At 63.6% G+C, this 12,663-nt stretch carries 13 protein-coding genes, 2 tRNA genes and 1 pseudogene; 8 read left to right on the plus strand and 8 right to left on the minus strand.

The window, feature by feature from the left end:
• Nucleotides 1–205, plus strand: a pseudogene (locus tag VFF99_RS12020) (cobyric acid synthase CobQ); the annotation flags it as partial.
• Nucleotides 206–235: 30 nt separating this feature from the next.
• Nucleotides 236–850 (plus strand): ParA family protein, encoded by a 615-nt coding sequence (locus VFF99_RS12025; RefSeq protein ID WP_325018175.1) that lies wholly within the window; start codon nucleotides 236–238, stop codon nucleotides 848–850.
• 162 nt (nucleotides 851–1,012) lie between these two features.
• On the opposite strand, the gene VFF99_RS12030 is transcribed toward VFF99_RS12025, so the two are convergent.
• Complete coding sequence (locus VFF99_RS12030; RefSeq protein WP_325018177.1) at nucleotides 1,013–1,360, minus strand: hypothetical protein; 348 nt, start codon at nucleotides 1,358–1,360, stop codon at nucleotides 1,013–1,015.
• A 170-nt stretch (nucleotides 1,361–1,530) separates the two neighbouring features.
• Between VFF99_RS12030 and VFF99_RS12035 the strand changes: the two genes are divergently transcribed.
• A complete protein-coding gene (locus VFF99_RS12035) occupies nucleotides 1,531–2,046 on the plus strand; it encodes a DinB family protein (protein ID WP_325018179.1) in 516 nt (171 codons plus the stop codon).
• A 6-nt stretch (nucleotides 2,047–2,052) separates the two neighbouring features.
• Here VFF99_RS12035 and VFF99_RS12040 read toward each other — a convergent pair whose 3' ends face one another.
• The 7 genes from VFF99_RS12040 to metG form a co-directional block, all read right to left on the minus strand.
• Entirely contained in the window at nucleotides 2,053–2,949 is an 897-nt protein-coding gene (locus VFF99_RS12040) for a cobalamin-binding protein (RefSeq protein WP_325018180.1), read from the minus strand.
• Between the two features lie 18 nt (nucleotides 2,950–2,967).
• Nucleotides 2,968–3,807, minus strand: coding sequence for a pantoate--beta-alanine ligase (gene panC, locus VFF99_RS12045; protein ID WP_325018181.1), 840 nt, complete (start codon nucleotides 3,805–3,807; stop codon nucleotides 2,968–2,970).
• Nucleotides 3,808–3,858: 51 nt separating this feature from the next.
• The gene (locus VFF99_RS12050; RefSeq protein ID WP_325018183.1) at nucleotides 3,859–4,734 is read right to left on the minus strand and encodes a ScpA family protein; all 876 of its coding nucleotides are present in this window, start codon (nucleotides 4,732–4,734) and stop codon (nucleotides 3,859–3,861) included.
• Nucleotides 4,734–4,943, minus strand: a complete 210-nt coding sequence (locus VFF99_RS12055) for a DUF3460 family protein (RefSeq protein ID WP_325018185.1) — start codon at nucleotides 4,941–4,943, stop codon at nucleotides 4,734–4,736. Before VFF99_RS12055 ends, VFF99_RS12050 begins: the two co-directional genes overlap by 1 nt.
• A gap of 145 nt (nucleotides 4,944–5,088) precedes the next feature.
• Nucleotides 5,089–6,783 (minus strand): SulP family inorganic anion transporter, encoded by a 1,695-nt coding sequence (locus VFF99_RS12060; protein ID WP_325018187.1) that lies wholly within the window; start codon nucleotides 6,781–6,783, stop codon nucleotides 5,089–5,091.
• A gap of 98 nt (nucleotides 6,784–6,881) precedes the next feature.
• A complete protein-coding gene (locus VFF99_RS12065; RefSeq protein ID WP_325018189.1) occupies nucleotides 6,882–7,361 on the minus strand; it encodes a GNAT family N-acetyltransferase in 480 nt (159 codons plus the stop codon).
• Nucleotides 7,362–7,414: 53 nt separating this feature from the next.
• Nucleotides 7,415–9,475 (minus strand): methionine--tRNA ligase, encoded by a 2,061-nt coding sequence (metG, locus tag VFF99_RS12070; protein ID WP_325018190.1) that lies wholly within the window; start codon nucleotides 9,473–9,475, stop codon nucleotides 7,415–7,417.
• Nucleotides 9,476–9,609: 134 nt separating this feature from the next.
• Between metG and apbC the strand changes: the two genes are divergently transcribed.
• From apbC to earP, 5 genes are all read left to right on the plus strand, one after another.
• Nucleotides 9,610–10,698, plus strand: a complete 1,089-nt coding sequence (apbC, locus tag VFF99_RS12075) for an iron-sulfur cluster carrier protein ApbC (protein WP_325018192.1) — start codon at nucleotides 9,610–9,612, stop codon at nucleotides 10,696–10,698.
• 81 nt (nucleotides 10,699–10,779) lie between these two features.
• Nucleotides 10,780–12,174, plus strand: a complete 1,395-nt coding sequence (gene gltX, locus VFF99_RS12080; protein WP_325018194.1) for a glutamate--tRNA ligase — start codon at nucleotides 10,780–10,782, stop codon at nucleotides 12,172–12,174.
• A gap of 63 nt (nucleotides 12,175–12,237) precedes the next feature.
• Nucleotides 12,238–12,313, plus strand: a tRNA-Ala gene (locus VFF99_RS12085).
• Nucleotides 12,314–12,364: 51 nt separating this feature from the next.
• Nucleotides 12,365–12,440, plus strand: a tRNA-Glu gene (locus VFF99_RS12090).
• 87 nt (nucleotides 12,441–12,527) lie between these two features.
• Nucleotides 12,528–12,663: elongation factor P maturation arginine rhamnosyltransferase EarP (gene earP / locus VFF99_RS12095; RefSeq protein WP_325018196.1), on the plus strand; the 136-nt coding region annotated here is incomplete at its 3' end.

Below are 12,663 nucleotides of genomic sequence, written 5' to 3' on the forward strand. Positions count from 1 at the left end.
GGTGCTGGGGACCTACCTGCACGGCGTGTTCGACGCGCCGGGTGCGCTGGCGGCGCTGCTGCAATGGGCGGGCATGGACGAGGTGGAAGCGGTCGACCTCGCCCGCCTGCGGGAGCAAAGCCTGGACCGGATCGCCGACGCCGCACGCCCCTTGCTCGACGCCCTGACCGGCTTGCCGGCCAGAAACAGGCCCGTGCTATCCTAAGCGGCAACCCCACACCAGCGGAGGACAGACATGCCAGTGATCGTGATTGCCAATCCCAAGGGCGGCGTCGGCAAAAGCACCGTCGCGACCAATCTCGCCGGCTATTTTGCGAGGCAGGGGCACAAGGTCATGCTGGGCGATGCGGACGTCCAGCAGTCGTCGCGCGCCTGGCTGTCGCTGCGCCCGGGCGGCCTGCCGCCGATCGCTGCATGGGAGATCGCCGGCGGGCAACTCGCCAGGCCGCCGAAAGGCACCACCCACATCGTGCTCGATACTCCGGCCGGGCTGTCCGGCAATCGGCTGGATGACGTGCTGCGCATCGCCGACAAGGTGGTCGTGCCGCTGCAGGCGTCGATGTTCGATATCCTGGCCACCCAGGAATTCCTCCAGCGGCTGGCCTCGGGACGGCATGGCAAGGCGGAGGTCGGCGTGCTGGGCATGCGCGTCAACGTCCGCACCCGCGCCGCCGACCAGCTAGCTCATTACGTCAGCAATGCCGGCCTGCCGGTGCTCGGATACCTGCGCGACACCCAGAACTACGTGCAGCTTGCCGCGCACGGCGCTACCGTCTGGGACGTTGCGCCTTCACGCGTGGAGAAGGATCTGGAGCAGTGGGCGGAGCTTGTGAAGTGGGTGCAGGACTGAGCCGGGCAGGGGATGGTCTGGCGGGTTTCGCTGCGCTCTACCCACCCTACTGTTCTTTATGCGCAGGTGGGTTTCGCTGCGCTCTACCCACCCTACCGTTCTTTATAGAGAAACGTAGGGTGGGTAGAGCGCAGCGAAACCCGCCATGCGCATATCCGTTTTTCAGTGGCAGACCGGCCGTCGCTGCTCGTCGAGAACGGGCGAGAGCGAGAGTTTCGCCGCCACATATTCCACCATATAGACGCAGCCGTAAGGGTCCTTGAGATAGGTGCCGTGGACCACGGCGCGCGCCGTGGATACCTTCTGCCGGCGCGCCTCGGACGGCGACATCGTGTTGTCGGATGCCATCGCGCTCGGGATCGGGCGGGCGAGCATCATGCGCGCGGATTCATAGGCGGGCGGATAGGCCATCAAGGCGAGCAGCGCGAGCGCGGCTGCGCCAAGCGCGACGAGCAGGCGCAGCCACACATGCTGTCGGGGAAGGAATTCTGCAGCTTTATCGTTCATCATGCCCAGCCATCTCCACGGTGTCGGACAATATCCTACGGGGCGTGCAGCGTGCCCGCGAAACCGACCGATTATAGAGTCGGCGGGCTCGCGGTCAATACCACATTTGTGGGAAGTGGCGAGGGCGGCGGGGATCGTCTATCGTGAGATATCGTTATTTGCGGGAGGCTTGCATGATTACGCCCGGATACGCCAGGACCCTGGCCGAGTACAACCGCTGGATGAACGGCAAGCTCTACGCCGCCTGCGAGCGCCTGACCGAGGCGCAGCGCAAGGCGGACGCCGGTGCTTTCTTCCGCTCCATCCACTCGACCTTGAACCACATCCTGTGGGGCGATTACATGTGGCTGGGCCGCTTCACCGCCGGCACTGCATTGGCCAAGGAATACCCGAAGGGGAGCCTCGGAGCCGACTTGTACGACGACTGGGGCGACCTGAAACGGGCGCGCGCGACCATGGACGGCGATATCCTGGCCTGGGCAGGGACGCTCGACCCGGCATGGCTGGCCGCGGATTTCAGCTGGTACAGCGGGATCACGCGGTCAAACCGCACACGCCCGGCGTGGCTGCTCGTTACGCACCTGTTCAACCACCAGACGCACCACCGCGGGCAGGTGACGACGCTGTTGTCGCAGCACGGCATCGACCCGGGCGATACGGACCTGATGCTGATGCCGCTGCCGGAATAGGCTGCCTCAGCGTCCCTGCTGCTTGGCCCGCACCGCGTCCAGCTTGCGGCACAGGTCCTCGGTGCCATCCAGGATGCGCGGACCGGCGCGGTTGATCAGGTTGCCGTCGATGGACACGAGGTTGCCGCGGGTTACTGCTTTCAGGCTGGGGAAGCGCCGCCAGGGCGCGAACACGTCATCCTGTTCGCCGCTGCTGGCCACGATGGCTTCCGGGTCAGCCTTGACCACGGCTTCTTCCGTGACGGTGGGCGCGAGCTGGGGCAGCTTGCCGAAGATGTTTTCTCCGCCGCACAGCCGCATCGCCGACGAAACCAGGTGCGAGCCGTTGAGCGTCATCAGCGGCGAACGCCAGATCTGGTAGAAGACGGTTACCGGGCGGCGGGCCTCGTAGGTGTCGCGCAGTTTTTTCAGGCGTGCGCGGAAGTTGCGCGCCGCGGCGGCTCCCGTCGCGTCGGTACCGGCCAGCCGGGCCAAACGCTCGATCGACTGCGCGATCGCGTCGAAATCATAGGGTTCGCTCTTGTAGATCGGGATGCCCAGCGGTTCCAGGCGCGAGAGCTGGGTGGCGGCATTGCCGTTGTTCCAGCCGACCACGAGGTCCGGCTTCAACTGCAGGATGCGTTCCAGGTCGAGCGAGACGCCGCTGCCGACGGAGGGGATGCGTTTCGCTTCAGGCGGGTAGTCGCTGAATTCGCTGACGCCCACGATGTAGGCCCCGGCGCCGGCCGCGAACAGCATTTCGGTCGCATGCGGCGCCAGGCTGACGATGCGGCGCGCGGGTGCGGGAAGGGTGACGGTGCGCCGCGCGTCGTCGACCGCGCTGACGGCCGCATGCGCCACCGGTGGCACGAGCGCAGCCATCGCGCATGCCGCGGCAAGCAGGCTGACCCGGAAGTACGGCATGGCAGCAGTCCGGCGAAATCAGATCTCGAGGTTGTCGATCAGGCGGGTGACGCCGAGCTTGGCCGCGGCCAGCACGACCAGCGGCTCGCCTTGCGCGAGGTCGCCGGCCGAGGGCGGCTGCAGGTCGGCCCGCTTGCGCACGGACACGTAGTCCGGCTTCCAGCCGCGCGCGGCCAGTTTCGCCACCGCGTGGCGCTCGAGTTCGAACATGTCGAGGTGGCCGGAGCGCACTTCGTTGGCCACTTCATTGAGCAGCTTGTACAGCTGCGGCGCTTCGGCGCGCTCGTCCGCCGACAGGTAACCGTTGCGCGAAGACAGGGCGAGGCCATCTTCCGCGCGCCAGGTTTCGGCGGCAATGATCTCGGTCGGCAGCGCGAACTGCTTGGCCATGTTCCGCACGATCATCAGCTGCTGGTAATCCTTCTTGCCGAACACCGCCACGCGCGGCTGCACGCAGGAGAACAGCTTGAGCACGACAGTCGTCACGCCGGTGAAGAAGCCCGGGCGGAATTCCCCTTCGAGGATGTTGCCGAGGTCGTCCGGCGGACGCACGCGGTATTCCTGCGGTTCCGGATACATGTCCTTTTCGGTCGGCGCGAACAGCACGTACACGCCTTCCTTTTCCAGCTTTTCCACGTCGGCCTGGAAGGTGCGCGGATACTTGTCGAAATCTTCGTTGGGGCCGAACTGCAGGCGATTCACGAAGATCGATGCAACCACCGGGTCGCCGTGCTTGCGCGCCAGCCGCATCAGCGACAGATGGCCCTCGTGCAGGTTGCCCATCGTGGGCACGAATGCCGTGCGCAACTGACCGCGCAGCTGGTCGCGCAATTCATCGATAGAGGAAATGATTTTCATAGGACGGCCTTGCTACGGTAGTCGCCACGGGCATGCGGCGGATGGAATGAATCAGGACGGTGAATAGGCGAGGCGCACGTAGATCGGCGCGAATGCTTCGGCCTGGGTGATCTCGATGAGGGTTTCCTTGGCCAGCTCCAGCAGGGCGATGAAGTTCACGACCACGACCGGCACGCCGCGCGACGGATCGAAGAGGTCGGAGAACTCGACGAACTTCGACGATTGCAGGCGGCGCAGGATGCCCGTCATGTGCTCGCGCACCGACAGCTCCTCGCGGGTGATGGTGTGGTGCTGGGTCAGCTTTGCGCGCTTGATGATGTCGGCCCAGATCGATTGCAGCTCGGAGATGTTCACGTCCGGCCAGCGCGGCGTCAGGCTCTGCTCGATGAAGATCTGGGCGCGCACGTAGTCGCGGCCGAGCTGGGGCACGGTATCGAGCTGCTGTGCCGCGAGCTTGATCTGCTCGTACTCGAGCAGGCGGCGCACCAGTTCGGCGCGCGGGTCTTCGGCTTCCTCGCCGGTATCGGCCTTCTTCACCGGCAGCAGCATGCGTGACTTGATCTCGATGAGCATGGCCGCCATCAGCAGGTATTCCGCCGCCAGTTCCAGGTTGCGCTCACGGATCTGGTCGACATACTCCAGGTACTGGCGCGTCACGTCCGCCATCGGGATGTCGAGGATATTGAAGTTCTGCTTGCGGATCAGGTAGAGCAGCAGGTCGAGCGGGCCCTGGAAGGCTTCGAGGAAGACCTCCAGCGCATCGGGCGGGATATACAGGTCCGTCGGCAGCTTGAACAGCGGCTCGCCGTACAGTTTTGCGAAAGCCATGCCGTCCACCACATCCGGTGTCGAATCCGGCCGGCTTGCAAGCGCCTGTTCGGGGGCGTCAGCCGGCAGGTGTGCCAGCAGCGTGTCCTGGTTGGACATCAGGACTTGGGCTGGTAGACGTAGGGGTTTTGCTTGACGCGCGATTCCTGTTCGCGGCGGCGGGCCTCGAGGTCGATGGGCTGTTTGTCCCACCAGATCGCGCGGCCGGCGCGCTGTTTTTCTTCAAGCGACGGATTGCTCTGCTTCAGTTCATTCAGGAACTTCGTGAAATCGGATACGTAGCCCGTCTGTTGTTTGCTGAATTTCATGGTAAATGGGGGTCAGGATGGAAAAGCTCGCGCTATTTTACCTTGTCTTCGCTGCCGTTCCGTCAATCCGGTAACACTCTGTGGCATGGCGTGCATGGTTCTTGTCATTACGCCAATGCCGCCGCAAAGATTCCTCGCGGTAAGGCTAGCGCGCTGCAAGTGCGTTGGCCCGTTCGACCGCGTGCGTCAGGTCTTCCACGCAATTGTCCGTGCCCAGCCGGTCCAGGAATCCGGTGCGTGCCATCAGGCTCAGGGGCTGGTGGTTCGCCCCGCACAGGATGAGCGCGCAGCCGTGCTTCTGCAGGGTCTTGTGCACGGTTTCGAGGGCATCGAGGCCGGTCGTGTCGAGGTTGATGAGCTGGTGCAGCTTCAGGATCATCGCCTTCTCCGGGATCTGCCCCGGCAGGGTCAGGGCTTCCATCTTGCCGACGGCGCCGAAAAACAGCGAACCGAAGATCGAATACGCCGTCACGCCCGGTGCCGGCCAGAGCGGCAGTGCGGGCGCGGGAATCTGCTCGATCCGCGTCAGGCTGGACACGCGGTAGATGAAGAAGACGCAAGCCAGCACCAGGCCGACCTCGACGGCGACGGTGAGATCGAAGATCACGGTCAGCAGGAAGGTCGATACCACCAGGATGCGGTAGTTCATCGAAAACTTCAGCAGCCGCCGGAATTCATGCCATTCGCCCATGTTGTACGCGACATGCAGCAGGATGGCGGCCAGCGCCGCAAGCGGCACGTTGGTCGCGAGCGGAGCCGCGACCAGCACGATCACCAGCAGGGCCAGGGAATGGACGATCCCGGCAACGGGCGAAGTCGCGCCGGTCCGGATATTGGTTACCGTGCGTGCGATCGTTCCCGTGGCCGGCATGCCGCCGAAGAAGGGCGTGACGACGTTGGCCACGCCCTGCGCCATCAGCTCCTGGTTCGGGTCATGCCGCTGGCCGGTGATGTTGTCCGCCACCCGCGCGCAGAGCAGGGATTCGATGGCGCCCAGCAGCGCGATGGTCAGCGTCGGCGCAAACAGCTGCTTCACCACTTCCCAGGAAATCGGCGGCAGCTGAAAGGAGGGCAGGCCCTGGGGAACGCCGCCGAAGCGCGAGCCGATGGTTTCGACCGGCAGGCCGAATACGGTGACCGCCGAAGTGCTCAGCACCAGGACAAGGATCGGGCTCGGCAAGGGTTTCAGCAGCCGCGCCAGCCGGGGGAAACGGAACGCGCGGGGAGTGCCGTCGGGATTGTTGCGGAATACCGCCGGCCAGCTGAACAGCAGGATCAGCGATGCGACGGCAATGGCCAGCGCGGTCGGTTGCACTGTGTGCGCGTTGGCCAGCAGGACCTTCACCTGGGCGAAGAAATCGCCCGGCATCTTGTCGATCGCAAGCCCGAAGAAGTCCTTGAGCTGCGACAGTGCGATCAGCACCGCGATGCCATTGGTGAAGCCGATCACGATCGGCACCGGAATGTACCGTATCCACGTACCCGCGCGGAACACGCCCATCACAATGAGCAGGACGCCGGCGCAGATGGTCGAGATGAGCAGCCCGCCCAGCCCGTACTTTTCGATGATGCCGTAGATGATGACGATGAATGCGCCCGCCGGGCCGCCGATCTGCACGCGCGAGCCGCCGAGTGCGGAAATCAGGAAGCCGGCGATGATGGCGGTGAAGATGCCCGCTTCCGGTTTGGCGCCGGAGGCGATGGCGAAGGCCATTGCCAGCGGCAGCGCGACGACGCCGACCGTGAGGCCGGCGGCGACGTCGTGCATGAAACGTGTCTTGTCGTATCCCTTGAGCGCGTCCACCAGCGCCGGGCGGAAGCGGAGGCTGGAAATGTTCATGCGGTGAGGCTCCCTGAATGCCTTCTTGTGCCTGTCTTCTGGGGCAGGGTGCTTCCCCTGCCTTGCGTATTGTGCGCTTCCGGCCGGCGGATTGCCACTCAATAACCCAGTACCCGGCGCATCACTGTGGGCGCGGGCTCAAGCGGGTTCGCATGGGTATATTCGAGTTCCGGCGCAAGCTCGAAACCGAATGCGGAATACAGGTCGAGCAGGCGTTCCTGGTCGGCGCGCACGCCGAGGCGCAGCTCGCGGACGTCGCAGGCCAGCGCGCAATGGATCACTGCTTCAAGAAGGTGCTGGGACAGGTGCTCGCCGCGGTAGGCGGGCAAAACGCCCATGCGGATGATTTCCCAGACGTCGGGTTCGGTCTCGAGCGGCACCCAGCGGGTGGAGCCGATGGGCATCTCGTCGCGCAGCAGGATGAAGCCGCCGCCGTCCTGCAGGTCTTGCAGGACGCGCACCGCCGTCTCCCGATGGCCGCTCGACGTGACGGCCACCTTGCCGGCCCAGCATGCGCGCGTGAGATCGGCGATCAGCTGGGCATCCTCCAGGCTAGCTTCGCGGACCACGATGTTCATGGTTTCCGCACCTCCTGGAATCGGCGACTGGGAGACTCTCCGGCAGGCATGGCTTAGCGCACGCGCATGCCGGGCTCGGCGCCCGGCCAAGGATTGAGGACATAGATGCCGGGGTTGGCCTTTTCATCGGCGGACGATGCCGCCAGTACCATCCCCTCGGACACGCCGAACTTCATCTTGCGCGGCGCGAGGTTGGCCACCATCACGGTCAGCTTGCCGACCAGGTCTTCCGGCTTGTACGACGACTTGATGCCGGAGAAGACATTGCGCGTACGTCCCTCGCCCACGTCCAGGGTCAGGCGCAGCAGCTTGTCGGAGCCGTCGACGTGCTCGCAGTTCACGATCTTCGCAATCCGCAGGTCGATCTTGGCAAAGTCGTCGATCTTGATTTCCGGCGCGAGCGGTTCGATTGCGCCTTCCACCTTGCCCGCTGCCTCCGCGGCGGGTGCGGGAACGTCGAACAGCGCATCCAGCATCTTCGGATCGACGCGTTGCATCAGGTGTTCGAAGGTGTCGATCGAGGACGGGCTGTTCTGCAGGTCGGCCCAGGTCAGGTCGCGCTCGATGCCGAACAGCTTCGAGACCTTGCGCGCCAGTTCCGGCAGGATGGGGGCGAGGTAGATCGTCAGGCAGTAGAAGCTGCGCAGCAGGTTGCTGCACACGTCCTGCAATTCCTGGTCGTTGGCCGGGTCCTTGGCCAGTTCCCACGGCTTCTTGGTGTCGACGTACTGGTTCACTTCATCGGCCAGCGCCATGATCTGGCGGATCGCCTTGCCGAACTCGCGCGCTTCGAACGCTTCCTTGATGTCGTTTTCCTGCTCGCCGAAGCGCAGGCGCCAGGTCATCGCTTCGCCGCCGGTGATCGGGTTGCTCAGCTTGCCGCCGAAACGCTTGGTGATGAAGCCCGCGGCGCGGCTGGCGATGTTGACGTACTTGCCGATGAGGTCGGAATTGACGCGCGAGACGAAGTCGTCCGGGTTGAAGTCGACGTCCTCCACCTTGGCATTCAGCTTGGCCGCGATGTAGTAGCGCAGCCACTCCGGGTTCATGCCGATATCGAGGTAGCGCAGCGGCGAGATGCCGGTGCCGCGCGACTTCGACATCTTCTCGCCGGACACCGTGATGAAGCCGTGCACGAATACATTGGTCGGCACCTTCAGGCCGGAGAACTTCAGCATTGCCGGCCAGAACAGGGTGTGGAAGTAGATGATGTCCTTGCCGATGAAGTGGTATTGCTCGGTGGACTGATCCTCCATGAAGGCCTGGTAATCGCGGCCGGTCTTGTCGAAGTAATTCTTGAGCGAGGCCAGGTAGCCGACCGGGGCGTCCAGCCAGACGTAGAAGTACTTACCCGGCGCATCCGGGATTTCAATGCCGAAATAGGGCGCGTCGCGGCTGATGTCCCAGTCGCCCAGGCCTTCTTCGCTGTCCAGCCATTCCTTGGCCTTGTTCACGACTTCCGGCTGCAGGCGGTTGGGCGATTGCGTCCATTCCCGCAGGAACTCGGTGCACTTCGGGTTCGACAGCTGGAAGAAGTAATGCTCGGACGATTTCAGCACCGGCGTCGCGCCGGTGAGGGTGGAGTACGGGTTCTTCAGCTCGGTCGGCGCGTAGACCGCGCTGCAGACTTCGCAGGAATCGCCGTACTGGTCCTTGGCGCCGCACTTCGGGCACTCGCCCTTGATGTAGCGGTCCGGCAGGAACATGTTCTTGACCGGGTCGTAGAACTGCTCGATGGTCTTGGTGGTGATCAGCTTGGCGTGGTCGCGCAGGCGGCGGTACAGGTCTTGCGACAGCTGGTGGTTTTCCGGCGCGTCGGTGGAATGCCAGTTGTCGAAGCTGATGTGGAAACCGTCCAGGTACTGCTTGCGTCCGGCGGCGATGCGCGCGACGAACTCCTGCGGCGTCACGCCGGCCTTTTCGGCGGCGATCATGATGGGCGCGCCGTGCGCGTCGTCGGCACCGACGAAATGCACCTCATGGCCTTGCATCCGCTGGAACCTGACCCAGATGTCGGCCTGGATGTATTCCATGATATGGCCGATGTGGAACGCGCCGTTGGCGTAGGGCAGGGCAGTGGTGACAAACAGCTTGCGATGCGGAGTGGTGCTCATTTGGCAATGCTTAATGAAATAAAACAGCCATTTTAGCAGCGCGGGGGCATATATCGCAGTGGCGCATGGTCAAACTCGGCGAGGGGCGGCCAGGATTTGGTTTAGACTTGCTGCAACAAAATTCAGGAGAAGCCATGACTATCACCGTTGATGCCGTGAAGGCGGCGCTGTCCCAGGTTATCGACCCGAATACCGGCAAGGATCTCGTATCGGGCAAGTCCGTGAAAAACATCCAGGTCGGCGACGCCGGCATCCGTTTCGATGTCGAGCTGGGCTACCCGGCCAAGAGCCAGATCGAGCCGATCCGTTCCCTGGCCGTCAATGCCGTTCGTCAACTGGCGGGCGCGGGCCATGTCGAAGCGAACGTGTATTCGAAGATCATTGCGCATTCGGTGCAGCGCGGCGTCAAGCTGATGTCCAACGTCAAGAACATCATTGCCGTCGCCTCCGGCAAGGGCGGCGTGGGCAAGTCGACCACCGCGGTCAACCTAGCGCTGGCGCTGGCGGCGGAAGGCGCGCAGGTCGGCATTCTTGATGCCGACATCTACGGCCCGTCCCAGCCGATGATGATGGGCATCTCCGGCCAGCCGGAATCGCTTGATGGCAAGACCATGGAGCCGCTGGAAAACCACGGCCTGCAGGTGTCGAGCATCGGCTTCATGATCGATCCCGACCAGCCGATGGTGTGGCGCGGCCCGATGGTCACGCAGGCGCTGCAGCAGTTGCTGGAGCAAACCAACTGGCGCAACCTCGATTACCTGATCGTCGACATGCCGCCCGGCACCGGCGACATCCAGCTCACGCTGTCGCAGCGCGTACCGGTGACCGGCGCGGTGATCGTCACGACGCCGCAGGACATCGCGCTGCTGGACGCGCGCAAGGGTCTGAAGATGTTCGAGAAGGTGGACATTCCCATCCTCGGCATCGTCGAGAACATGAGCATCCATGTCTGTTCCAACTGCGGCCATGCGGAACCGATCTTCGGCACCGGCGGCGGCGAGAAGATGTGCCGCGAGTACGGCGTGGAATTCCTCGGCGCGCTGCCGCTGACGATGTCCATCCGCGAGCAGACCGATTCCGGCACGCCCACCGTCGTGGCCGACCCGGACGGACAGGTGGCGGCGATCTACAAGGCGATCGCGCGCAAGGTCGCGGTCAAGGTGGCGGAGAAGGCCAAGGACATGACCAGCAAGTTCCCGAGCATTGTGATCAAGAACGACTGACGACAAGGTAAAATAACGCACTTTTCTCACGTTCCATTAACGGCTTTGGCGATCCAAGGCCGTTTTTATTTTTGAATTGCCATGACAGTCCGTACACGCTTCGCACCCAGCCCCACCGGCTACCTCCATCTCGGCGGCGCGCGCACCGCGCTTTTCTCCTGGGCATTTGCCCGTCACCACGGCGGCACCTTCATCCTGCGGATCGAAGACACCGACCTGGAGCGCTCGACCCCGGAGGCGGTGCAGGCGATCCTGGACGGCATGAACTGGCTCGGCCTGCACCACGACGAAGGCCCGTTCTACCAGATGCAGCGCATGGACCGCTATCGTGAAGTGGTCGCGCAGATGCTGGAGGCGGGCACCGCCTACCACTGCTACTGCACGCCGGACGAAGTGGAAGCGATGCGTGAGCGCATGCGTGCAGCCGGCGAGAAGCCGCGCTACGACGGCACCTGGCGCCCCGAGCCGGGCAAGACCCTGCCGCCGGTCCCGGAAGGCCGCAAGCCGGTGGTGCGGTTCAAGAACCCGCTGGACGGCGACGTGACATGGAACGACATGGTCAAGGGCCCGATCACGATTTCCAACCGCGAGCTCGACGACCTCGTCATCGCGCGTCCCGACGGCACCCCGACCTACAACTTCTGCGTGGCCGTCGACGACTGGGACATGCGTATGACGCACGTGATCCGCGGTGACGACCACGTCAACAACACGCCGCGCCAGATCAACATCCTGCGCGCCCTCGGCGCTCCCCTGCCGGAATACGGCCACGTGCCGATGATCCTCGGCGCCGACGGCGAAAAGCTTTCCAAGCGCCACGGCGCCGTGAGCGTGATGGAGTACCCGGCCCAGGGCTACCTGCCGGAGGCGATGCTCAACTACCTCGCGCGCCTCGGCTGGAGCCACGGCGACGACGAGATCTTCTCGATGGAGCAGTTCTGTCAGTGGTTCGACGTCGAGCACCTGAACAAGTCGCCGGCACAGTTCAATCCGGAAAAGCTGGCTTGGCTGAACAACCATTACATCAAGCAGGCGGACAACGCGCGGCTCGAAGGCCTGGTCCGTCCGGTGATGGAAGGGGAGGGCGCGAAGTTCGACGGCGCGCCTGCGCTGCAGGCGGTAATCGCGCTGATGAAGGAACGCACGAACACGACGGTCGAACTGGCTGACGCCGCCATGCTGTTCTACCGCGAACCGAATCCCGATCCGGCGCTCGTTGCCCAGCACGTGACCGATGCAGTGAAACCTGCGCTGGCGCAGTTTGCCGAAACCTGCAAGTCCATCGAATGGAACAAGGCCGCGATTTCCGCCGCAACCAAGGAAGTGCTGGCAGCGCACAAGCTGAAGATGCCGCAACTGGCGATGCCCTTGCGCCTCATCGTGACCGGCCAGTTGCAGACACCGTCCATCGATGCCGTGCTGGAACTGTTCGGTCGCGAAACCGTCGTGGGCCGTTTGCAAAACTTTATCCAATAAATTTTTTCGAAGAGCATTTACACGCCAGAAAAAATTTTGCTATACTCTCGTTTCTTCGCACACGGGGGTATAGCTCAGCTGGGAGAGCGCTTGCATGGCATGCAAGAGGTCAGCGGTTCGATCCCGCTTACCTCCACCAGCGACAAGGTGCGATATAAGAAAAAATAGGCTGTAGTACCGACAGGTTTCTGTCCCCATCGTCTAGAGGCCTAGGACATCACCCTTTCACGGTGAGTACCGGGGTTCGAATCCCCGTGGGGACGCCACTCAAGACGCCACGCAATTTGCGTGGCGTTTTTCTTTTTCCCGGTTCGTCGCACAATAGCTTTTTGCTTTCTTGCGGTTTGCACCTCATGGCACGTCCTTCATCCCTGGCTCTGTTCTGCAAGGTCGTCGACAACTTCGGCGACATCGGCATCTGCTGGCGCCTCGCCAGGCAGCTGCAGCACGAGCATGGCATCGCGGTCACCTTGTGGGTGGACGACCTGC

Source organism: Noviherbaspirillum sp. (assembly GCF_035654295.1).
Lineage (GTDB): Bacteria > Pseudomonadota > Gammaproteobacteria > Burkholderiales > Burkholderiaceae_D > Noviherbaspirillum.